Below are 21,597 nucleotides of genomic sequence, written 5' to 3' on the forward strand. Positions count from 1 at the left end.
GGGGTACAAGTGGTAAGGGCAAAACGTAAATTAGATCATATTGAATACGCTCTTTCTACTGGTCAGTCTCGTACGCATGGCTTTCATGATATTGACTTTGTGCATCAAAGCTTGCCAAATTCAAGTTATGACACAATAACATGTGGAACAAAAATCGGCGAACTTTCACTAAGTTCGCCGATTTTTATCAATGCGATGACTGGTGGTGGAGGAGAGAAAACATTACATATTAATGAGCAATTAGCATATGTAGCGAAACATCATCATCTTGCTATGGCTGTAGGTTCGCAAATGGCAGCGTTAAAAGATGAAAGTGAGGCTGCATCTTTTAAGATTATCAGGAAGGTAAACCCAAATGGTACTTTCTTTGCTAATTTAGGTAGTGAGGCAACTATCGAACAGGCAAAGCGTGCTATTGATATGATTGAAGCGAATGCATTGCAAATTCATTTAAATGTTATACAGGAGTTAACAATGCCAGAAGGAGACCGTGACTTTACTGGTGTACTTCAACGCATTGAGAAAATTGTTTTAAAGAGTAAAGTTCCTGTCATTGTAAAAGAAGTTGGATTTGGGATGAATAAGGAAACGGTCCAACAGCTAGCGAGCATAGGTGTAACGGCAATTGATATTGGTGGACAAGGTGGTACGAATTTTGCTGCTGTTGAAAATGAAAGAAGACAGCGAATGCTTTCTTATTTTAATAACTGGGGCATACAAACAGCAACCTCGATTATTGAAGCAACCTCTACAAATAATAACCTCTCTTTTATTGCATCTGGGGGTATACAAACAGCGCTTGACGTAGCGAAAGCAATCGCATTAGGGGCGAATACAACTGCGTTTGCTGGATACTTTTTACGCATTTTAATGCAAGATGGTATCGAGAAGTTAGTGGATGAAATTGATCTATTACATACAGATTTGAAATTTATTATGACTGCTCTTGGTGCGAAGACGATAGAAGAGTTACAGTCTGTACCTCTTGTTGTAAAGGGCGAAACGTATCATTGGTTAACGCAGCGTGGTATCGATACGACGCATTATAGTAGAAGATAAAAAATCAACCGTTTGGTTGGTTTTTTTGTTTTCTGTTCCTTTTTATTAATATAAAGTGAGTGATGGAATTAATATTCTATCAAAATAGAAGTAAAATAAAATTATTCTTATATATGTTATCTTGTCAAAATTGCGATTGAAAAATGTAGATAGTATGCTACTTAATTATTGAAGATGATTTAATTTTGCTAAGGAAAGTAGGTAGAGATAAATTTGAATCCTAGGAAGATTCGTATATAAAATATTATTTTGATATAAGTAAAAATAATTGAAATAATTATGTAAAAGACGGTTTCGTACAATATCGAAACCGTCTTTTTGTATTCATTAGTGCTGATTTTGTTTTCGAGCTTGCTCTGGTGTATCAAGCCCAGTCGCACCCGGATATTGTAATGATTGGTCACGGTCAGATTCAACGCGGCGTGATTCTCTTAATTTTCGTTCTTGACGATCTTTACCCATAATGAATTGCACCTCCTTATTAAAAGTGTTGCTGTAATATGAAAAAACTATGCGCGAAGAAAGTGGATTAACTTTCATAAAAAGTTCCCATAATGGAAAACATAGGAGGTGAAATGATGGAAGGGAGTACTTTTTATTTTGTAGCTTGGATAGGGTGGATTATCGTAACTTTTTTTATGAAAAAGGACTCTATTCGGTGGAAGATAAGCGCCTGTATATTGATTTTTATTATTTGCTCTCCGTTACATGTAACGATTGCTTCATTCACGGTATCAGTAAATGCACTTTTACTTTCTGTTGTTGCTTTTATAGGAATCACACTATATTCTATTTGGAAAAAATTATATAGCTTACTTTCGGCGCTTATTATTGCAATGTTATATACAAGTTTTCATTTGTTAGAAGTATATGATCCGATTTGGATTGTGATGGACAGGTTGTTTTTGTTAAGTGGTGCTCTTGTGTATGCATCGGTTTTATTACACGAGGATCGCATATTACGATTATGTTCTCTTTATATAGGGATGTTACAGGGAGAAATGTTAGTGACACTTATTTTTCGAAAGCTACATTTTCCTTACGATTACGGTAGTTTAGCGTTTTTTGATATCGTCGCCGTTTCTACATTTTTCATGTCAATTTTGTTTTGGATGGCAAAAGCATCAGTATATATGGAACAGTTCAAGAGAAAAACACGTAAAAGAAAGGCGAGGGTAATACATGACTGAATATACACCGGCCATTTTATGTGGCGTAATAGCGGGGACAGTAACGAGAGTGTTAATGCTCCGGACAGATACGCGGCAATATCCGACGAGGCTCCATGGGAAAATTATTCACATTGCGATGGGGTTAATTGCAGCGGCCTTAGGAGCAATTGCGATCCCGTCAATTTTGAAAAAAGATTTTTCTGCCATTACGTTTCTTACGTTAGCAGCAACACAGTTTCGTGATGTACGTAATATGGAAAGAAATACACTCCAACAATTAGATGGATATGAGCTCGTGCCACGTGGAAATACATACATTGAAGGAATTGCATTAGTTTTTGAAAGTCGTAACTATTTGGCGATGTTAACGTCGTTTGCAACGACGTTTGCGTATATAGGATTCCGTTCATGGGTTGCTGGAGTAATTATGGCTATAATCGCATTTTTTATCGCGAAAAAATTAATGTCTGGTAAGAGGTTACATGATCTTGTTGAAATCGAGCATGTTCCGCTTCGTTTTGAAGGGGCGGGGCTATATATTGATAATATTTACATTATGAATATTGGATTGCCAGCAAGACAAGAGGAAATTATGAAATATGGAATGGGTTTTATTCTAAAGCCGAAGTCAATTGATGCGATGGTTACAATTGCAAATTTAGGGCAACGACAAGCTATTTTGCACGATGTTTCTGTTGCTTTAGGGATATATAGAGATTCTGGTACACCAGCGCTTGTACCGTTAGCAAAGCGTGATTTAGAGGATGGAAGAGTTGGGATCTTTGTCTTGCCACAAGATCAAGATGCAGAGAAAGCGATAGGCGTCATAGGGAATGTGCCGACGTTAGAGAGTGCCGTTCATATGTCATCGGAAGCCCCGAAAGGAAGGGGAGATAAGAGATGATGTTAGAAAGCGTTATTCTCGCGGTTATTACAACGAAACCAGAGAAATTTGGAGGTGGTGCTCCTTTGTTTACTTGTGAGACGACAGAGGAACTAGAATTTGTTGCAAATAATTTAGAAGCTATTTTAGATGGTATTGCGCATCGCTTACAAGAGAATGTATATATTATTGTGAAACATTAGCAACGTGTGGTATAATACGAGGTGTTTTGATACGTTGAGAATTATTCTGGAATGCAAATCCCTTCTTGCACAAAGAAGGGTTTTTTACATAATAAACAGAAGCAAGTTGAAAGGATGAAAGTATATGCCGAAACCAGTAATAGCAATAGTAGGCCGCCCGAACGTAGGAAAATCTACTATTTTCAATAGAATTGTTGGAGAAAGAGTTTCAATTGTAGAAGATATACCAGGTATAACGCGAGACCGTATTTATAGTGCGGGAGAATGGTTAAATCATGAGTTTAACATTATTGATACAGGTGGAATTGATATTGGAGACGAGCCATTTTTGACACAAATTCGTCAACAGGCGGAAGTAGCGATTGATGAAGCAGATGTTATCATTTTTATGACGAATGGTCGAGATGGTGTAACTGCAGCAGATGAAGAAGTTGCTAAAATTTTATACCGCTCTAAAAAACCAATTGTACTTGCGGTAAATAAGGTTGATAATCCAGAGATGCGTAGTGATATTTATGATTTCTATGCATTAGGATTTGGCGAGCCATTCCCGATTTCAGGTACACACGGTTTAGGACTTGGTGATTTGTTAGATGAAGCTGCAAAGCATTTTCCAAAGATTGAAGAAGAAGCGTATGACGATGAAACAATCCGTTTCTCTTTAATTGGACGTCCAAACGTAGGGAAATCATCACTTGTAAATGCACTTCTTGGTCAAGAACGTGTAATTGTAAGTAATATAGCGGGAACGACACGTGATGCGGTTGATACACCATATAGCAAAGATGGTCAAGATTATGTAATCATCGATACAGCTGGTATGCGTAAAAAAGGGAAAGTATACGAAAGTACAGAAAAATATAGTGTACTTCGTGCACTTAGAGCGATTGAACGTTCTGACGTTGTTTTAGTCGTTTTAGACGGAGAAGAAGGAATTATTGAACAAGATAAAAAAATCGCTGGATATGCTCATGATTCAGGACGTGCTGTTATTATCGTCGTAAACAAATGGGATGCCGTGAAAAAAGATGAAAAAACAATGAAAGCATTTGAAGAAAACATTCGTGCTCATTTCCAATTTTTAGAGTATGCGCCGATTGTATTCTTGTCTGCGAAAACGAAAAAACGTACACAAACATTATTACCAGTTATTAATGAAGTAAATGAAAGTCATAGTATCCGTATTCAAACGAACGTATTAAATGATGTAATTATGGATGCGGTAGCGATGAATCCAACGCCGACTCATAATGGTAGCCGTCTGAAAATCTTCTATGCAACACAAGTTGCGGTAAAACCACCAACATTTGTTGTGTTTGTAAACGATACAGAATTAATGCACTTTTCATATGAGCGCTTCTTAAAGAATCGTTTACGTGAAGCGTTCGGTTTTGTAGGAACGCCGATTCACATTATCGCTAGAGCAAGAGACTAATGGAGAGGATGTGATTTTATGACAAAAATCACAGTAATAGGAGCAGGTAGCTGGGGAACAGCGTTAGCGATGGTATTAGCTGACAATGGACATGATGTACGTATTTGGGGAAATCGTACTGAACTTATGGATGAGATTAATACGAAACATGAGAACAGTCGATATCTCCCAGGCATTACATTGCCAAGCACAATCGTAGCCTACTCTTCTTTAGAAGAAGCATTAGTAGATGTAAATGTAGTACTTCTTGTAGTACCGACGAAAGCGTATAGAGAAGTGTTGCAAGATATGAAGAAATATGTAGCAGGTCCGACTATTTGGATTCATGCAAGTAAAGGAATTGAACCTGGTACGTCAAAGCGTATTTCGGAAGTGATTGAGGAAGAAATTCCAGAAAACTTGATTAAAGATGTTGTTGTACTGTCTGGACCAAGTCATGCTGAAGAAGTCGGCTTACGTCAAGCGACAACTGTTACATCTGCAGCAAAGCGTATGGAAGCGGCTGAGGAAGTGCAAGACATGTTTATGAATAGCTACTTCCGTGTATACACAAATCCAGATATCGTTGGAGTTGAGCTTGGCGGTGCGTTAAAAAATATTATCGCATTAGCTGCCGGAATAACTGATGGACTTGGATTAGGTGATAATGCAAAAGCGGCATTAATGACACGTGGTTTAACAGAGATTGCTCGTTTAGGAAGAAAGATGGGTGGAAATCCGTTAACGTTTGCTGGTCTAACTGGAATGGGAGACTTAATAGTAACGTGTACAAGTGTTCATAGCCGCAATTGGCGCGCTGGAAATATGCTTGGAAAAGGACACTCTTTAGAAGAAGTGTTAGAAAGTATGGGTATGGTTGTAGAAGGTGTAAGAACAACGAAAGCTGCTCATGAATTAGCAGAGAAAATGGAAGTTGAAATGCCGATTACAGCTGCTTTATATGACGTACTGTTCAATGGGAATAACGTAAAAGATGCGGTAGGCTCATTAATGGGACGTGTTCGAAAACATGAAGTGGAAGCTATACCTGACTTGCTTTAAAGAAAAGCGACAGAAGTACATTTGTACTTCTGTCGCTTTTTTATTTTTTGGGTCTTTTCACCATTTTTTTATTTTTGCATAGGATGAAGAGTAACTTGAGGAGAGGGTGAAAAGAATGGATAATAACATTTTTAATAACATTGAAAAAGAAGCGAAAGTGAATAAAGAAGATATTTTTAAATTAGCATCATCTGTACAAAATGCGAATTTACGTGATGAGACTGTACTTCGTCAATTGATTCATCAAGTGGCTCTTATGGCAGGACGTGAAGTGCCGAAAGAACAAGAGGATCAAATTGTAAAAGCGATTATTAACAATAATATGCCGGCAGATTTTGGCTCGTTAAGCAAAATGTTTAAAAAATAAAATATGAGAAACAAAGAGTTTGTAGATTGCATATGATAGCCATGAAAGTATGGGAATAGAGCTGTTTTGGGCATATTTGGTCAACCGAAGCGAGGGATACACTCGTTTCGGTTTTTATTTTTATATACATTAATGGAAAATGTGGAAATTCTGTTGATTAAAGTTACATATTAGCAAATTCGTAGTAAAATGTTCTTTTTGTATTTGTTTAAAGATTTTAATTTGTTAAAATAGTATAAAAATAGATTAATAAAAAGGGGTGTGTATATGTCGGAAGGGCTTATAAAAATGTGGTTTGCTTTAGGGGCAATTGGATTTATGTTTTTTGCAGTAAGTTTTATTTTACTAAGTAGATATAAAATAAAGAATAAATTTTTGAAAGGGATTACAGCGTTAGTAGCGTACACCCTTATGATTGTGTCAGGAATTGTTATTTTTCTTGTTGTATTTAGTGGACCTGTACAGCAGTAAAGAGGATGGTCTCAAAAATGCTACATACGAAGCAAGTTATATTAGTATGAAAAGGTGATTGCTAGTGAAAAAAGTCCATATTATTTTAATATTTTGTTGTATGAGCCTTTTAACAGGGTGTTTGTATCCGAAAGAAAATATGAAACAAAATGCTGTTCCTTATGAAGATCAGCTACAAGTCGTTCAAAAAGCTGTTGCGACATTTAAAGAACAAAATGATGGGATATTGCCAATTAAGACGCGGGATATGAGTACACCTATTTATCAAAAGTATCCAATCGATTTTCAAAAGATTGCTCCGCGTTACATACAAGAAGCACCGGGGAACGCATATGAAAGTGGTGGAGTATATCAGTATGTATTAATAGATGTTGAAACGAATCCAACTGTAAAGTTAATTGACGTAAGGATGGCTGAGCAAATTCAGGAATTAACATTGAAACTTAAAATGTACCGTGATGACCATCAATATCCACCTTTTAAAAAAGTAATTTCAGATGGTGTCTATGAATTAGATTTCAAAAAACTAGGATATAAAGATATACCACAAGTAACAAGTCCGTATTCTGGTAAAGGATTGCCTTTAGTAATAAATGAAAAAGGGGAAGTTTTTGTTGACTATAGAATGGATCTATATGAAGCATTAAAACAAAATGAAGGCCCATTTAAGGAGGGAGAAGATATCCGGAATATACTATCGAAAGATTCTCCATTTGTTCCTGCCTATTCTCTACCGTATACGGTAAAAGACGGAGAACCAATTTTTTTTAAATGATAAGTCATGAACCTTTCTTTTAGCGAATAAGTTCTAGAAGAAAGGTTTTTTATGTTATACAACTTGTGATGCAAACAAACGATATTTTTAAATAGTCATATGAAATTGGACAAAATTATATGATATATTGTCCGAACTTCTAGAATACCATTATATTATATCAGATATTATAGGCAACGTTAGAGAAGGTATTAGTTGACTATAAACGTGGAATTATTCCCAAAAATTTTGAGGGAGGGAATCACTTGGAAAAGGTAGATATTTTTAAAGATATTGCGGAACGCACAGGCGGTGATATTTATTTTGGAGTTGTAGGAGCTGTTCGAACAGGGAAATCAACATTTATTAAAAAATTTATGGAACTTGTAGTTATTCCTAATATTGAGAATGAGTCTGACCGTCAAAGGGCGCAGGATGAACTGCCTCAAAGTGCTGCTGGACGTACAATCATGACGACGGAACCGAAGTTTGTTCCAAACCAAGCGGTTTCTATCGAAGTAGATGAAGGTCTTGAAGTGAATATTCGATTGGTAGATTGCGTCGGATATACGGTTCCAGGAGCAAAAGGCTATGAAGATGAGAATGGCCCGCGCATGATTAATACTCCTTGGTATGAAGAACCTATTCCGTTCCATGAAGCTGCAGAAATCGGAACACGTAAAGTAATTCAGGAACATTCAACAATTGGTGTTGTGATTACAACAGATGGAACGATTGGTGAAATTCCAAGAAGAGATTATATAGAGGCAGAGGAACGCGTAGTAAATGAGTTAAAAGAGGTAGGAAAACCTTTCATTATGATCATTAACACTGTACAGCCGTATCATCCAGATACAGAGCAATTGCGTCAAAGTTTATCTGAGGAATATGATATCCCAGTCATTGCAATGAGTGTCGAAAGTTTAAGAGAAACAGATGTGTACAATGTGCTTCGAGAGGCGTTATTTGAATTCCCTGTTTTAGAAGTGAATGTTAACCTTCCGAGCTGGGTAATGGTGCTAAATGAAGGGCATTGGTTACGCCAAAGTTATCAAGAAGCCGTTCAGGAGACTGTCAAGGATATAAAACGTCTTCGTGATGTGGACCGTGTTGTTTGGCAGTTTAGTCAGTATGAATTTATTGATCGAGCGAGCCTAGCTGGCATTGATATGGGGCAAGGTGTAGCAGAGATTGATTTATATGCACCAGATGAATTATATGATCAAATTTTAAAAGAAGTAGTAGGGGTAGAAATTCGAGGGAAAGATCATTTATTGAAACTTATGCTCGATTTGTCTCATGCGAAAGTAGAATACGATCAAGTGGCGGATGCCCTGCGTATGGTAAAGCAAACAGGATATGGTGTAGCGGCGCCTGCGCTAGCTGATATGAGCTTAGATGAGCCGGAAATTATTCGTCACGGTTCAAGGTTTGGTGTGAAATTAAAAGCTGTAGCTCCGTCTATTCATATGATTAAAGTAGATGTGGAGTCTACGTTTGAGCCAATCATTGGTACGGAAAAGCAAAGTGAAGAACTAGTTCGTTACTTAATGCAAGATTTTGAAGATGACCCATTATCAATTTGGAATTCTGATATATTTGGACGTTCGCTTAGCTCTATTGTTCGAGAAGGTATTCAAGCGAAACTATCTTTAATGCCAGAAAATGCGAGATATAAATTAAAAGAAACGCTAGAAAGAATTATTAATGAAGGATCTGGCGGATTAATTGCGATTATATTATAAGAAAAAAATCCCTCTCATCGCAGAGGGATTTTTTTTGATTTTCGCGTATAGAATAGAGAAATAAACAGTCATTATCTAATATATTGTTGTAAATTGTCAAGTTTCATCAGATTTTCACATTTTAAGAGTAACAATTTCCTTAAAAATATTGAATTATAAAGGAGAATCGTATAATATAGGCGTTGATAATGATTTATCTACATCTTTGTAGTATAGAATTTGCAAAAATTGCCTACAAATGAAAGTAAGACTCATTTTATGATCATTATACAGTCTTATCTTTGGGAGGAGGTGAATGGCATGAACAAGACAGATTTAATCAATGCTGTTGCAGAAGCAAGTTCCCTTTCTAAAAAGGACGCAACAAAAGCAGTAGACGCTGTTTTTGATTCTATCTTAGAAGCTTTAAAACAAGGTGATAAAGTACAACTGATCGGATTCGGTAACTTCGAAGTTCGTGAGCGTGCGGCTCGTAAAGGTCGTAACCCACAAACAGGTGAGGAGATTGAAATCGCTGCAAGTAAAGTACCTGCATTCAAACCTGGTAAAGCGTTAAAAGATGCGGTTAAATAATCCTTACATATTAACAGGGAAGAAGAGTTTCCTTTTTGGGAACTCTTCTTTTTGCTTTTAAAAACATAAATATGCTAGAATGTGTTCGTATCACTTTTAGGTTTTCGGGAGGGCTAGCGGATGGCAAAAGTTAATTTAGAACAAATTGAACATGCAGTACGCCTTATTTTAGAGGCGATCGGAGATGATCCAAATCGTGAGGGAGTACTTGATACACCAAAGCGTGTTGCAAAAATGTACGCAGAAGTGTTCGCGGGTATGCATGAAGATCCGAAAGAACATTTGCATAAAGTGTTCGGAGAAGATCACGAGGAGCTTGTATTAGTAAAAGATATACCGTTTTATTCGATGTGTGAGCATCATTTAGTTCCATTCTATGGAGTTGCTCACGTTGCATATATTCCGCAAGGCGGAAAAGTGACAGGATTAAGTAAATTAGCTCGTACTGTAGATACAATTGCACGTCGTCCACAACTACAAGAACGTATTACATCAACAGTAGCGAACTCTATTATGGAAGTACTAGAGCCGCATGGTGTAATGGTAGTAGTAGAAGCGGAACATATGTGTATGACGATGCGTGGTGTGAAAAAGCCAGGTGCGAAAACAGTAACAACAGCAGTACGTGGTGTGCTAGAAAATGATGCTGCGGCACGTAGTGAAATTTTATCTTTTATTAAAACGAAGTAAAGAAAAGTGGGAAACTGCTTTTCTTTTTTTTTTTTGTAAATAAATGATATAGTTTTAGCAAGGCAGAGCGAGAATAGAAAGACTACTAAAAAGAATGGAAGATATTATTTAGTTCGATGGAAGTTTGGAAAGAGTAGCCAAGTTTTGGTTATAGAAAATAGAATGTATGTGTTATAATAAGTTTTATGAATTAGAAAACAAGGGTGATTTTTGTGTGTGACATCTACGGAGGGTATGCGGGTATAAGAGAGAAATTGATGGAGAAATTACGCCATCCTTATTTTATAAACTATATTGAAGAACCATTTATTGATGAAGAAAAAATAGCATTGTTATATGGTGCTTTAAAAAGTGCAAATTTACATATAGAACAAATTGAGCATTATGTAGTAACGATTATGCTTGTACAAATTGCGCTTGATACACATGAAAGAGTATCAAATAAAGCAGGGGAAGAAGCAAATGAATCGCATAAACGTCGCCAGTTAACAGTACTTGCTGGTGATTACTATAGCGGGTTATATTATTACTTATTGTCTATGAATCGTGATATTGTTTTAATTCGTGCGCTTGCTGAAGGAATTAAAGAAATTAATGAACACAAAATAATGTTATATCAAAAAGCGCATAAAACGATGGATGACATAATGGAAAGTGTAGTAACGATTGAGTCTGCACTCTTGCAAAAAACATGTGATCATTTTCATGTATCGCATTGGAAGCCGTTTATAACGTATGTACTAGGAAAAAATCGTCTTCAAAAAGAATGTGAACTATATGTTGATAAACAACATTCACCTGTTTTTCAAGCAGTTCAAGGAATTTTGAACGATAAAGCGGATGTAGAAACAGTTATTAATGGATGGAAGATGGAACTCAGAAAGAAAGAAAATCAATTTTTAGAAAATCACACAGATATAAGCGAAATAAACTCTGTGTTAAGAGATAAATCGAAGACATAAGCAATTTTACATTGGAAGAAGGTACGAGCATGCAACAATCAAAAGAAGAAAGAGTACATGATGTATTTGAGAAAATCTCTGATAAATACGATGTAATGAATTCTGTAATTAGTTTTCAAAGACATAAAGCATGGCGTAAAGAGACGATGCGCATTATGGATGTAAAACCAGGTAGTAAAGCGCTTGATGTATGCTGCGGGACAGCGGACTGGACAATTGCGCTAGCTGGAGCGGTAGGTGAACAGGGCAAGGTTGTTGGTTTAGACTTCAGTGAAAATATGTTATCTGTCGGTAAGCAAAAGGTAGAAACGTTACAATTAAAACAAGTAGAACTTCTACACGGGAATGCAATGGAACTTCCATTTGAAGATAACACATTTGATTATGTAACGATTGGATTTGGTTTACGTAATGTACCGGATTATATGCACGTATTAAAAGAAATGACACGTGTAGTAAAACCAGGTGGAAAAGTAATTTGTTTGGAAACATCTCAACCAACAATGATTGGTTTTCGACAAGGGTATACTTTATACTTTAAATATATCATGCCGTTATTTGGAAAGTTATTTGCGAAAAGCTATAAAGAATATTCATGGCTACAAGAATCTGCTAGTACATTCCCTGGTATGAAAGAATTGGCTAATATGTTCGAAAAAGCTGGACTTGAACGTGTACAAGTGAAGCCGTTTACTTTTGGGGTAGCAGCGATGCATTTAGGCATGAAACCAGAATCAAAATAGAAAAAAGAAAAAAGAAAAAAGAAGTTTTAGGTTAAGGTGAACAATATGAAGTTACAACTTATGTACTCTTTTTTACGATCGGATATTAATGTGATAGAAAAAGAATTAAAAAGAACAGTTGCTTCTGAACAGCCATTAGTAGAAGAGGCGGCATTACAACTTATTGAAGCTGGTGGGAAGCGAATTCGTCCTGTATTTGTGTTGCTTGCGGGGAAATTTGGAGATTATAAGTTAGATGCAATTAAGCATGTAGCTGTTGCGTTAGAACTTATTCATATGGCTTCTCTTGTTCACGATGATGTTATTGATGCTGCATTTTTACGACGTGGTAGCGCAACTGTGAATGCGAAATGGGGAGATCGTATTGCAATGTATACAGGCGATTATCTATTCGCTAAGTCTCTTGAATGTATAACAAATATCGAAATTCCGGAGGCGCATCAGGCGCTATCGCATACCATTTTAGAAGTTTGTAAAGGTGAAATAGAACAAATTAAAGATAAATATAACTATGATCAAAACTTAAGAACGTATTTAAGAAGGATAAAGCGAAAAACAGCGTTATTAATTGCTGCGAGTTGTCAATTAGGAGCAATTGCAGCTGGCGCTAGTCGTGATACGGTAAATCGACTATTTTGGTATGGATATTTTGTAGGAATGTCGTATCAAATTATTGATGACATTCTAGATTTCGTTTCCACAGAAGAGAAGCTTGGGAAACCTGCTGGCGGAGATTTGTTACAAGGAAATATTACGCTTCCTGCCCTATACGCTATGGAAGATCCAGTGCTTTGTAAGAAAATCAGATCTGTACACGAAAATACACAAGCGGATGAAATGAAAGAAATTATTGAGGCTGTAAAGAATAGTGCTGCTATTGATAAAGCATTTGCGTTTAGTGAACGTTATTTACATAAAGCATTAGAAATTATAAAACCACTCCCACGTGGACAAGCGAAGTATGCATTACAAAATGTAGCAAAGTATATTGGGAAACGAAAATTTTAGTGTTTTTTCTAAAAAATAAAATAATCTCTCTATTTCAAAACTATTGCACAATTGTGATAAGGGTGTTAATATGTGTGTGGGGATATACAATTACATACATAATTCAGAAGTGGAGAGATTTTTTATGGAAAAAACATTTCTAATGGTTAAACCAGACGGTGTACAACGTGCCTTCATTGGGGAAATTGTAGCTCGTTTTGAGAAGAAGGGCTTTCAATTAGTTGGTGCAAAATTAATGCAAGTTACTCCGGAAATTGCTGGACAACACTATGCTGAGCACACAGAAAAACCTTTCTTTGGTGAATTAGTAGACTTTATTACATCTGGCCCTGTATTTGCAATGGTATGGCAAGGTGAAGGTGTAGTAGATACAGCTCGTAACATGATGGGTAAAACAAGACCACATGAAGCAGCTCCTGGAACAATTCGTGGAGATTTCGGTGTAACTGTTGCGAAAAACATTATCCATGGTTCTGATTCGTTAGAAAGTGCAGAGCGCGAGATTGCTATTTTCTTTAAAGAAGAAGAATTAGTTGACTACTCAAAATTAATGAATGAATGGATTTACTAATTATTTTGAAATAATTTGTAAACGCTTTAATTACTGTGATAATAGTAAAAAGTGCAAGAAGAATAGGGGTATTCTTCTTGCACTTTTTTTATTTCAATTAGTTACGAAGTTAGAGCCGTTATGATATATTGATATGTAAAGTAAAAGGCCTATCGGAGAATAAGCGAATGGCTGATCAATTATATAGTTTCTTTCATATTTTTAGAGTAATGAAAGATAAAATCATTGCTTAATATAGCGAGATAAATACATATACGAAAAGAGGAATAACGTATGCGATATATTACAGCTGGTGAATCTCATGGTCCACAACTTACAACGATTATAGAAGGTGTACCAGCAGGACTACCTTTAGTAGCGGATGATATAAATGAAGAGTTAGCTAGAAGGCAAAAGGGATATGGGCGTGGTAGACGCATGCAAATTGAAACGGATCAAGCGCAAATCGTAAGTGGTGTTAGACATGGAGAGACATTAGGTTCTCCAATTGCACTTGTTGTTGAAAACCGTGATTTTGCACATTGGACAAAAATTATGGGTGCAGAGCCGTTAACGGAACAAGAAGAAAAAGAAATGAAAAGGAAAGTAACAAAACCAAGACCTGGACATGCTGATTTAAATGGTGCGATTAAATACGGGCATAGAGATATGAGAAATGTACTGGAACGTTCTTCAGCTCGTGAAACAACAGTACGTGTTGCTGCTGGTGCGGTTGCAAAAAAAGTGTTAGCGGAACTTGGTATTACAGTAGCGGGCCATGTAATTGAAATTGGCGGTGTACAAGCTAAGGAGACTACGTATCGTTCAATTGAAGAATTAAAAAGCATTACAGAAGCATCACCGGTACGTTGTTTAGATGAAGAAGCTGGTAACCAAATGATTAAAGCAATTGATGATGCGAAAGCAAATGGTGATTCAATCGGTGGCATTGTTGAAGTAATTGTGGAAGGCATGCCAATTGGAGTAGGGAGCTATGTGCATTATGATCGAAAACTGGATGCAAAATTAGCAGCCGCAATTATGAGCATTAATGCCTTTAAAGGTGTTGAGATTGGAATTGGTTTTGAAGCAGCACATAGACCGGGTAGCGAAGTTCATGATGAAATTCTTTGGAATGAAGAGTGTGGGTATACACGAAGAACAAATAATGCAGGTGGATTAGAAGGTGGTATGACGACTGGAATGCCAATTGTTGTGCGCGGTGTGATGAAACCGATACCTACACTATATAAACCTCTTCAAAGTGTCGATATTGATACGAAAGAGCCTTTTACAGCAAGTATTGAACGTTCAGATAGTTGTGCTGTTCCGGCAGCTAGTGTCGTTGCAGAAGCGGTTGTAGCTTGGGAATTAGCTACAGCTTTAATAGAACAATTCGGATTAGATCGTATGGACCTTATTCGTGAAAATATTGAGAAACATAATGAATATGCGAGGGGATTTTAATGGGAAACATACATATTCAAACGAAATCAAAAGAATATGATGTGCATGTAGGAAAAGAATCGTTGTCACATTTGACAACAATCATTCAAAATATGCAGCCATCTGTATCAAACATCATGATCATTTCAGATGAAGCTGTTGCAAATTTACATTTACAGACAGTTGTAGATGCGTTGCAAATAGAGCAAAAAGTATTTTCATTCGTTGTACCGAGTGGCGAGAAAGAGAAGTCTTTTGAAAATTTCTATGCAGCTCATACGTCAGCTCTTGAAAATAAATTAGATAGAAATTCTTTAATTATTGCACTTGGCGGCGGGATGATTGGAGATTTAGCTGGCTTTGTTGCCGCGTCGTTTATGCGTGGAATCCGCTTTATTCAAGTTCCAACGACTTTATTAGCTCACGATAGCGCAGTAGGTGGGAAAGTAGCCATTAATCATCCGTTAGGTAAAAATATGATAGGAGCATTCCATCAACCAGAAGCAGTTGTATATCATACGCCATTTTTACAGTCTCTTCCCGAAAAAGAGTGGCGTTCAGGTTATGCAGAAGTGATAAAACATGCACTAATTGGTGATGTAAAGCTGTATCATTGGCTAAAAGAAGAAGTGCAAACATTAGCAGATCTTCATGATGAGAAGTTAATCCATATATTAACGAAGGCGATCCCTGTAAAGGCAAACATTGTAGCACAAGATGAAACAGAAAAAGGTGTACGTGCTCATTTGAACTTTGGACATACGTTAGGCCATGCTCTTGAAAAAGAACTAGGATATGGAAATATTACTCACGGTGACGGAGTAGCGATTGGAATGTTATTTGCCTTGTTTTTAAGTGAGCAAGTGTATAAGGTTGATCTTTCTTATGAAGAGATGAAGCAGTGGTTCTTAAAGTACGGCTATCCAAAAATGCCAAGTGATTTGAATGTAGAGCGTCTCGTTCAATTGATGAAACAAGATAAGAAAGCGAATGCTGGAGCAATTCATATGGTGTTAATGCAGGAATATGGGGTAGTGAATGTCGTATCTATTTCAGATGAGACTGTTCATATTGCGTTAGAGGCATTTCAAAAAGATATGGTTTAAAATGGATAGCGAAGTGCTGTGAAGTGCTCATTTAGAGGTATTCTCGTAATAGTGACGGTTATGATAAAAGATTACAGTAAGGGGCTATAACTGTATTGTAATCAAATTGAATGAAATGACTGGGGGAAGAAAAATGAGAGTGAAAGAGCAATTGTTAACTTTGAGAGCGTATGTGCCTGGGAAAAACATTGAAGAAGTAAAAAGGGAATATGGATTATCAAAAATTGTGAAATTAGCATCGAACGAAAATCCATTCGGTTGCTCAGCACGTGTGACAGAAGCATTAACTTCTTTAGCAAGCCAATATGCCCTTTATCCAGATGGATATGCCTTTGAACTTCGGACAAAAGTAGCGGAACATTTAGGTGTAAAAGCAGAACAACTACTATTTGGTAGTGGATTAGATGAAGTCATTCAAATGATTAGCCGAGCGTTACTACATGAAGGAACAAACATTGTAATGGCGAATCCTACGTTTTCACAATATCATCACCATGCTGTTATTGAAGGAGCAGAAGTTCGTGAAGTACCACTTAAAGATGGTATTCACGATTTAGATGCAATGCTAGAGCAAGTAGATGAGAAAACGAAGATTGTCTGGATTTGTAACCCGAATAATCCAACAGGTACATATGTAGAAAAACAAAAATTACTTTCATTTTTAGAATCAGTTCCTAAGTCAGCGCTTGTTATTATGGACGAAGCATATTATGAATATGCGGGAGCAGAAGACTATCCGCAAACATTACCACTTCTTGAAAAGTATGAAAATCTTATGGTTTTACGCACGTTTTCAAAAGCATATGGTTTAGCTGCTTTCCGTATTGGATATGCGGTTGGTAATGCAAAGTTAATTGGGCAGTTAGAAGTAGCAAGGTTACCATTTAATACATCGACTGTAGCGCAATCTGTAGCAATAGCTGCATTAGAAGATCAAAAGTTTCTAGAAGAATGTGTGCAGAAAAACGCTGAAGGTTTAAATCAATACTATGCATTTTGTACGGAATATAACGTATTCTATTATCCATCTCAAACAAATTTCATTTTCTTAAAACTTGGTATTCCTGGTAATGAAGCTTTCGAACGATTAATGAAGAAAGGATATATTGTTCGTTCTGGAGCTGCATTTGGTATACATGATGGTATTCGTATTACTGTCGGTTTGAAAGAAGAAAATGATGAAATTATAGAATTACTGAAAGGGCTTGTAAAAGAGCAAGTAAAAAAAGAAGAAACATACTCTTAAGAGTTTGTGAAGGCTCCTATTATAGGAGTCTTTTTTATTTATATAAAGATTGAGGTTAAGAAGGCCTATAAATCTCGATCTGTGCGGGGCAATAATGAATAAGGAAAGTTATTTGCACGGTAATGAAAGAAAACGGTACAATAGAAAGTAGTAATGCGGTATCGGTGTCATATTCGAATCGTTATCAGTGAAAGTACAAGAAGAAGTATGCTCATTCTAAAGGTTGCGTTCTTACACCTAGTTGCTTATGATAAATGAACAGAAAAGAATATTTTTTAGAATTAAAGGAGACGTTTATGCAAAAGTTTGAACAAGCTGTTTCATATATTGAAAATGGTGAAGCTGAAAAAGGGTTACAATTATTAAAAGAACAATTAAAAATTGCGAATGATGAAGAGAAGTATGATATCGCTCGCTATTATCATACACTTGGATTTACGGATGAAGCGTTAGCTATTACAGAAGACTTACGTTTATTGTATCCAGAAGAAAGTGAATTCACTGTATTTTTAGCAGAATTATATATTGATCTAGACAAAGAAGATGAAGCGATTGAAGTGCTTCATGATATTCCAGAAAATGATGATTTATATGTTCAATCGTTATTACTTGTTGCGGATTTATTCCAAATGCAAGGTTTCGATGATGTAGCAGAACAAAAACTACTAAAGGCGAAAGAAATGATGCCTGATGAGCCTGTTATTACGTTTGGCTTAGCAGAGTTATATAGTAGTAAAGGTGAAGAACAAAAGGCAATCACTCATTATGAGTCGCTATTAGCGGAACATAAAGCAATGGGTGGTGTTGTCATTGCACTTCGCCTCGCAGAAACGTTAAGTGCGATTGGAAATTGGGAAGAAGCGATCTCTTACTACGAAGCAGGTTTAGAGGAACAAAAAGATATCCATTCATTATTTGGATATGCCTTCACACTATACCAAGGTGAAGAATACCAAAGAGCAATTGGTGCTTGGCAAGAACTAAAAGAATTGGATCCTGAGTATGCATCACTTTACATGTATTTAGCGAAAAGCTATGAAAAAGAAGGGATGCTTCAAGAAAGCTATGAAACACTTCAAGAAGGAATTAAAGTAGATGAGCTTTCTGTACCATTTTATGTAGAATTAGCGAACATTGCGGCGAAATTAGGGAAAATAGCGGAAGCAGAGGAAGTGCTTCAAAAAGCACTTGAGTTAGATCCAGGACATATAGGTGCAACATTAAAATATGCGTATATCTTAAAAGAACAAGAAAAGTATGAAGAGCTAATTGGAGTTGTAGAGCGTGCTATTGATAGCGGAGAACCGGATACACAACTACTTTGGGATCTTGCGTTTGCAAAAAAACAATTAGAAATGTATTCTGATGCATTAAAACACTATGAAAGTGCATATACTTCTTTTAAGAATCATCCAGACTTCTTGGAAGAGTACGGTTATTTCTTATTGGAAGAAGGTATGCGAAAAGAGGCGAAAGAAATATTTACACAGTTAATACAACTAGACCCGACACAAATTCATATTGAAGAATTGTTATATAATTTAGAGGATTTTTCATAAGTTGGAAGGAAACTGAATGCCGCTTCTTGAATCTAAAAAGAAAAGAGAAAGACAGAGGAGGGACTTAATTGCTATGAATACCCCTGTTTCTGTAAACGAGAAGAAGGATTTTGTAAAATGGTTTTTGAATAATTACCAACTGAAACAGCGTGAATGTGTATGGATTTTGAATTATTTAATGAGTCACGACCAATTGATGCATAAAGTCCACTTCGTAGAGCATGCAAAATATTGTCCGCGTGGCTTAGTGATGTCCGCGAATTGTGTAAAAGATACACCGTTTCACTTTTTCAAACAAAATGTTATGACAACAGATGCTGAAAAATCGTTTCATGATATTCGTTTAAATCGAGATGAAGACATTTATATTCAACTCAATTTTAAATCATCATTTCAAAATGCTAATTATGTAGCTGTATTAGAAGAAAACCCGTATTTACCAAAGCATATTGAAGTAAATGAAAAAGATCGTTTACTTGCAGAAAGATTTTTAGAAGAAAGTGTATTTTCTTTTAGAAGAGAACGTCTTTTGAAACAAATTGATGAAGCGCTGGATAAGCAAGATAAGGAAGCGTTTCATAGGTTAACAGCGGAGTTAAAGATGTTATAGAATTCATTTGGATTCATGAAATTTTACAAATTTCAGACTTTTTAAGAAAAACTACCTATATTAAGGTAGTTTTTCTTTTTTTACCTCTTTTAGTATGGTTTAATATATATAAAGTGAAAGTTCTGTCATTAATAGGCGAGGGGAGGGAAGAAATTTGAAATGGATTGTAAAAGATGTGGAACAGTTTGAGCAAGCAAGAGAATATGTAGATACAGGTGTTATACCACTTTTATCAATTTCGGCAGCGAAAGAAATGAAAATGGTAGTAGAACAAGGTGAATTTATCGAATTGTTGAGTATGGAGTTGGAAAGAGAATATAAAGGAAGGGTGCTTTTACTACCTGCATTTACGTATTTAGTAGAAAGTCAAAAAAATGAAAAAGGTCGTTTGCAAGAATGGACAAATCATTTACAAAAGCAAGGTTTTAAGCATATTGCTTATGTTACAAGTGATTTTTCATGGAAAGAAGATATGCAAGAATTACAAGGGGATTTATTTTGGTTTCCTTCGTTAGCTTTAGAACAATTTAGTGATCAAGCGAAAAGAGAAGTTATTCATGCACATATAAAAAATATAATGGTGATGTTAGAAGAAAAATGGGGAAAGTAACAATAAACAGAAAGTTCTTATTATTATGAGTAGTATGATATTGACCTGTGCATGAGCGTATTATATCATGATAGTGTCCTAGTTTTTATTTTTTATATAATTTATCACGAGGGGACAATTTCTGATAGAGGGGGGAAATTTTCGTGGGCGAGAAAGAACATCGTGTGTCAAGAAGACAGTTTTTAAATTACACCCTTACAGGGGTAGGAGGCTTTATGGCAGCGGGTATTTTAATGCCGATGACGCGATTTGCGCTTGATCCGGTGTTAAGAAAAGAAGCGGGAACGGATATGGTTGCTGTTGCACAAGTAAAGGATATTACAACAGAGCCGAAACGTTTCGACTTTAAGGTGAAACAGGTTGATGGTTGGTACAAGTCCGAAGAGCCAAAATCAGCTTGGGTTCATAAAGATGAAAGCGGAGACATTGTTGCGTTCTCTCCAGTATGTAAACATTTAGGATGTACAGTTAACTGGAATTCGGACAAAGCACATCCGAATCAATTCTTTTGTCCATGTCACGGGGGCCGTTACACAAAAGACGGGATGAACATTAAAGGCACGCCGCCCCTTGCTCCACTTGATGTATACGAATCTAAAGTGAAAGATGGAACGTTGTATCTAGGAAAAGCGAAGCCAAGAGGGGGTGCAAAGTAGATGCTAAATAAAATTTATGATTGGGTAGATGAAAGGTTAGATATTACACCAATATGGCGTGATATCGCTGATCATGAAGTACCTGAACATGTAAACCCGGCACATCACTTTTCTGCATTCGTTTATTGCTTTGGCGGACTTACCTTTTTCGTTACTGTAATTCAAATTTTATCTGGAATGTTTTTGACGATGTATTATGTGCCTGATATTAAAAATGCTTGGGAATCGGTTTATTATTTGCAAAATGAAGTTGCATATGGGCAAATTGTTCGTGGTATGCACCACTGGGGTGCTAGTCTCGTAATTGTAATGATGTTTTTACATACACTTAGAGTTTTCTTCCAGGGTGCGTATAAAAAGCCTCGTGAGCTAAACTGGATTGTTGGTGTTCTTATTTTCTTTGTTATGTTAGGTCTTGGTTTTACCGGATATTTATTACCGTGGGATATGAAAGCGTTATTTGCTACGAAAGTAGGGATTCAAATTGCAGAGCAAACGCCACTCATTGGTCCTTACATTAAAACATTACTCGCTGGTCATTCCGAAATTGTTGGCGCTCAAACATTAACTCGCTTCTTTGCTATTCACGTCTTCTTCTTACCAGCAGCACTTCTAGGTTTAATGGCCTTCCACTTCATCATGATTCGCAAACAAGGTATTTCCGGTCCACTATAAGAGATTGCTAAATTAAAGGGGAAAGAACTAAAG

General features: G+C 36.4%; 25 protein-coding genes. 24 read left to right on the top strand and 1 reads right to left on the bottom strand.

All coding sequences use genetic code 11. From position 1 onward, the window contains the following. The first annotated feature begins 9 nt into the window (after positions 1 to 9). Positions 10 to 1,059, top strand: coding sequence for a type 2 isopentenyl-diphosphate Delta-isomerase (locus ATN06_RS07805; protein WP_060630173.1), 1,050 nt, complete (start codon positions 10 to 12; stop codon positions 1,057 to 1,059). Positions 1,060 to 1,386: 327 nt separating this feature from the next. On the opposite strand, the gene ATN06_RS29170 is transcribed toward ATN06_RS07805, so the two are convergent. Beyond that, positions 1,387 to 1,521, bottom strand: a complete 135-nt coding sequence (locus tag ATN06_RS29170) for a YpzI family protein (RefSeq protein ID WP_000513900.1) — start codon at positions 1,519 to 1,521, stop codon at positions 1,387 to 1,389. A 116-nt stretch (positions 1,522 to 1,637) separates the two neighbouring features. Here ATN06_RS29170 and ATN06_RS07815 point away from each other — a divergent pair, with 116 nt between their 5' ends. The 23 genes from ATN06_RS07815 to qcrB all read left to right on the top strand — a co-directional run bounded on the left by ATN06_RS07815 (position 1,638) and on the right by qcrB (position 21,564). Beyond that, positions 1,638 to 2,249, top strand: coding sequence for a YphA family membrane protein (locus ATN06_RS07815; RefSeq protein WP_060630174.1), 612 nt, complete (start codon positions 1,638 to 1,640; stop codon positions 2,247 to 2,249). Next, a complete protein-coding gene (locus tag ATN06_RS07820) occupies positions 2,242 to 3,135 on the top strand; it encodes a YIEGIA family protein (RefSeq protein WP_060630175.1) in 894 nt (297 codons plus the stop codon). Before ATN06_RS07815 ends, ATN06_RS07820 begins: the two co-directional genes overlap by 8 nt. After that, entirely contained in the window at positions 3,132 to 3,317 is a 186-nt protein-coding gene (locus tag ATN06_RS07825) for a capping complex subunit for YIEGIA (protein ID WP_060630176.1), read from the top strand. The genes ATN06_RS07820 and ATN06_RS07825 overlap by 4 nt, the downstream gene beginning before the upstream one ends. Positions 3,318 to 3,441: 124 nt before the next feature. After that, positions 3,442 to 4,752, top strand: coding sequence for a ribosome biogenesis GTPase Der (gene der, locus ATN06_RS07830; protein ID WP_060630177.1), 1,311 nt, complete (start codon positions 3,442 to 3,444; stop codon positions 4,750 to 4,752). Positions 4,753 to 4,770: 18 nt separating this feature from the next. Next, a complete protein-coding gene (locus tag ATN06_RS07835; protein ID WP_060630178.1) occupies positions 4,771 to 5,793 on the top strand; it encodes an NAD(P)H-dependent glycerol-3-phosphate dehydrogenase in 1,023 nt (340 codons plus the stop codon). A gap of 115 nt (positions 5,794 to 5,908) precedes the next feature. Further along, complete coding sequence (locus ATN06_RS07840) at positions 5,909 to 6,160, top strand: stage VI sporulation protein F (protein WP_000369753.1); 252 nt, start codon at positions 5,909 to 5,911, stop codon at positions 6,158 to 6,160. Between the two features lie 267 nt (positions 6,161 to 6,427). Further along, positions 6,428 to 6,631 carry a DUF2768 domain-containing protein gene (locus tag ATN06_RS07845; RefSeq protein ID WP_001288995.1) on the top strand — a complete coding sequence of 68 codons (204 nt, stop codon included), beginning with the start codon at positions 6,428 to 6,430 and terminating at the stop codon, positions 6,629 to 6,631. Between the two features lie 64 nt (positions 6,632 to 6,695). After that, the gene (locus tag ATN06_RS07850; protein WP_060630179.1) at positions 6,696 to 7,406 is read left to right on the top strand and encodes a hypothetical protein; all 711 of its coding nucleotides are present in this window, start codon (positions 6,696 to 6,698) and stop codon (positions 7,404 to 7,406) included. 245 nt (positions 7,407 to 7,651) lie between these two features. Further along, positions 7,652 to 9,130, top strand: a complete 1,479-nt coding sequence (spoIVA, locus tag ATN06_RS07855) for a stage IV sporulation protein A (protein ID WP_000416522.1) — start codon at positions 7,652 to 7,654, stop codon at positions 9,128 to 9,130. A 300-nt stretch (positions 9,131 to 9,430) separates the two neighbouring features. After that, positions 9,431 to 9,703 carry an HU family DNA-binding protein gene (locus ATN06_RS07860; protein ID WP_001043860.1) on the top strand — a complete coding sequence of 91 codons (273 nt, stop codon included), beginning with the start codon at positions 9,431 to 9,433 and terminating at the stop codon, positions 9,701 to 9,703. A gap of 120 nt (positions 9,704 to 9,823) precedes the next feature. Next, the gene (gene folE / locus ATN06_RS07865; RefSeq protein ID WP_001151478.1) at positions 9,824 to 10,393 is read left to right on the top strand and encodes a GTP cyclohydrolase I FolE; all 570 of its coding nucleotides are present in this window, start codon (positions 9,824 to 9,826) and stop codon (positions 10,391 to 10,393) included. Between the two features lie 212 nt (positions 10,394 to 10,605). Continuing rightward, on the top strand, positions 10,606 to 11,355 hold the full coding sequence (locus ATN06_RS07870; protein WP_060630180.1) for a heptaprenyl diphosphate synthase component 1: 750 nt from the start codon (positions 10,606 to 10,608) through the stop codon (positions 11,353 to 11,355). 29 nt (positions 11,356 to 11,384) lie between these two features. Continuing rightward, positions 11,385 to 12,098, top strand: a complete 714-nt coding sequence (menG, locus tag ATN06_RS07875) for a 2-heptaprenyl-1,4-naphthoquinone methyltransferase (protein ID WP_060630181.1) — start codon at positions 11,385 to 11,387, stop codon at positions 12,096 to 12,098. Positions 12,099 to 12,143: 45 nt separating this feature from the next. Beyond that, complete coding sequence (hepT, locus tag ATN06_RS07880; RefSeq protein WP_060630182.1) at positions 12,144 to 13,106, top strand: heptaprenyl diphosphate synthase component II; 963 nt, start codon at positions 12,144 to 12,146, stop codon at positions 13,104 to 13,106. 124 nt (positions 13,107 to 13,230) lie between these two features. Further along, complete coding sequence (gene ndk / locus ATN06_RS07885) at positions 13,231 to 13,677, top strand: nucleoside-diphosphate kinase (protein WP_000415885.1); 447 nt, start codon at positions 13,231 to 13,233, stop codon at positions 13,675 to 13,677. Between the two features lie 273 nt (positions 13,678 to 13,950). Further along, a complete protein-coding gene (gene aroC / locus ATN06_RS07890; protein ID WP_060630183.1) occupies positions 13,951 to 15,123 on the top strand; it encodes a chorismate synthase in 1,173 nt (390 codons plus the stop codon). Next, positions 15,123 to 16,208 (top strand): 3-dehydroquinate synthase, encoded by a 1,086-nt coding sequence (gene aroB / locus ATN06_RS07895; RefSeq protein WP_060630184.1) that lies wholly within the window; start codon positions 15,123 to 15,125, stop codon positions 16,206 to 16,208. Before aroC ends, aroB begins: the two co-directional genes overlap by 1 nt. 133 nt (positions 16,209 to 16,341) lie before the next feature. After that, positions 16,342 to 17,454, top strand: a complete 1,113-nt coding sequence (gene hisC / locus ATN06_RS07900; RefSeq protein ID WP_060630185.1) for a histidinol-phosphate transaminase — start codon at positions 16,342 to 16,344, stop codon at positions 17,452 to 17,454. Between the two features lie 296 nt (positions 17,455 to 17,750). After that, positions 17,751 to 19,013: a tetratricopeptide repeat protein gene (locus ATN06_RS07905; RefSeq protein WP_060630186.1), complete on the top strand. Its 1,263-nt coding sequence runs from the start codon at positions 17,751 to 17,753 to the stop codon at positions 19,011 to 19,013. A 73-nt stretch (positions 19,014 to 19,086) separates the two neighbouring features. Continuing rightward, on the top strand, positions 19,087 to 19,623 hold the full coding sequence (locus ATN06_RS07910; RefSeq protein WP_001095923.1) for a ReoY family proteolytic degradation factor: 537 nt from the start codon (positions 19,087 to 19,089) through the stop codon (positions 19,621 to 19,623). A gap of 154 nt (positions 19,624 to 19,777) precedes the next feature. Next, entirely contained in the window at positions 19,778 to 20,233 is a 456-nt protein-coding gene (locus tag ATN06_RS07915) for a YpiF family protein (RefSeq protein WP_060630187.1), read from the top strand. Between the two features lie 143 nt (positions 20,234 to 20,376). Next, a complete protein-coding gene (gene qcrA, locus ATN06_RS07920) occupies positions 20,377 to 20,889 on the top strand; it encodes a menaquinol-cytochrome c reductase iron-sulfur subunit (RefSeq protein ID WP_060630188.1) in 513 nt (170 codons plus the stop codon). After that, positions 20,890 to 21,564 carry a menaquinol-cytochrome c reductase cytochrome b subunit gene (gene qcrB, locus ATN06_RS07925; protein WP_000932700.1) on the top strand — a complete coding sequence of 225 codons (675 nt, stop codon included), beginning with the start codon at positions 20,890 to 20,892 and terminating at the stop codon, positions 21,562 to 21,564. The last annotated feature ends 33 nt before the right edge of the window (positions 21,565 to 21,597 follow it).

This window comes from Bacillus thuringiensis (assembly GCF_001455345.1).
Classification (GTDB): domain Bacteria; phylum Bacillota; class Bacilli; order Bacillales; family Bacillaceae_G; genus Bacillus_A; species Bacillus_A thuringiensis_N.

Excerpts from the sequence above, each read along its gene's own strand:
- ATN06_RS29170 (WP_000513900.1), bottom strand. The coding sequence starts at position 1,521 with ATGGGTAAAGATCGTCAAGAACGAAAATTAAGAGAATCACGCCGCGTT.
- ATN06_RS07815 (WP_060630174.1), top strand. The coding sequence starts at position 1,638 with ATGGAAGGGAGTACTTTTTATTTTGTAGCTTGGATAGGGTGGATTATC.
- ATN06_RS07820 (WP_060630175.1), top strand. The coding sequence starts at position 2,242 with ATGACTGAATATACACCGGCCATTTTATGTGGCGTAATAGCGGGGACA.
- ATN06_RS07825 (WP_060630176.1), top strand. The coding sequence starts at position 3,132 with ATGATGTTAGAAAGCGTTATTCTCGCGGTTATTACAACGAAACCAGAG.
- der (WP_060630177.1), top strand. The coding sequence starts at position 3,442 with ATGCCGAAACCAGTAATAGCAATAGTAGGCCGCCCGAACGTAGGAAAA.
- ATN06_RS07835 (WP_060630178.1), top strand. The coding sequence starts at position 4,771 with ATGACAAAAATCACAGTAATAGGAGCAGGTAGCTGGGGAACAGCGTTA.
- ATN06_RS07840 (WP_000369753.1), top strand. The coding sequence starts at position 5,909 with ATGGATAATAACATTTTTAATAACATTGAAAAAGAAGCGAAAGTGAAT.
- ATN06_RS07845 (WP_001288995.1), top strand. The coding sequence starts at position 6,428 with ATGTCGGAAGGGCTTATAAAAATGTGGTTTGCTTTAGGGGCAATTGGA.
- ATN06_RS07860 (WP_001043860.1), top strand. The coding sequence starts at position 9,431 with ATGAACAAGACAGATTTAATCAATGCTGTTGCAGAAGCAAGTTCCCTT.
- folE (WP_001151478.1), top strand. The coding sequence starts at position 9,824 with ATGGCAAAAGTTAATTTAGAACAAATTGAACATGCAGTACGCCTTATT.
- menG (WP_060630181.1), top strand. The coding sequence starts at position 11,385 with ATGCAACAATCAAAAGAAGAAAGAGTACATGATGTATTTGAGAAAATC.
- hepT (WP_060630182.1), top strand. The coding sequence starts at position 12,144 with ATGAAGTTACAACTTATGTACTCTTTTTTACGATCGGATATTAATGTG.
- ndk (WP_000415885.1), top strand. The coding sequence starts at position 13,231 with ATGGAAAAAACATTTCTAATGGTTAAACCAGACGGTGTACAACGTGCC.
- aroC (WP_060630183.1), top strand. The coding sequence starts at position 13,951 with ATGCGATATATTACAGCTGGTGAATCTCATGGTCCACAACTTACAACG.
- aroB (WP_060630184.1), top strand. The coding sequence starts at position 15,123 with ATGGGAAACATACATATTCAAACGAAATCAAAAGAATATGATGTGCAT.
- hisC (WP_060630185.1), top strand. The coding sequence starts at position 16,342 with ATGAGAGTGAAAGAGCAATTGTTAACTTTGAGAGCGTATGTGCCTGGG.
- ATN06_RS07905 (WP_060630186.1), top strand. The coding sequence starts at position 17,751 with ATGCAAAAGTTTGAACAAGCTGTTTCATATATTGAAAATGGTGAAGCT.
- ATN06_RS07910 (WP_001095923.1), top strand. The coding sequence starts at position 19,087 with ATGAATACCCCTGTTTCTGTAAACGAGAAGAAGGATTTTGTAAAATGG.
- qcrB (WP_000932700.1), top strand. The coding sequence starts at position 20,890 with ATGCTAAATAAAATTTATGATTGGGTAGATGAAAGGTTAGATATTACA.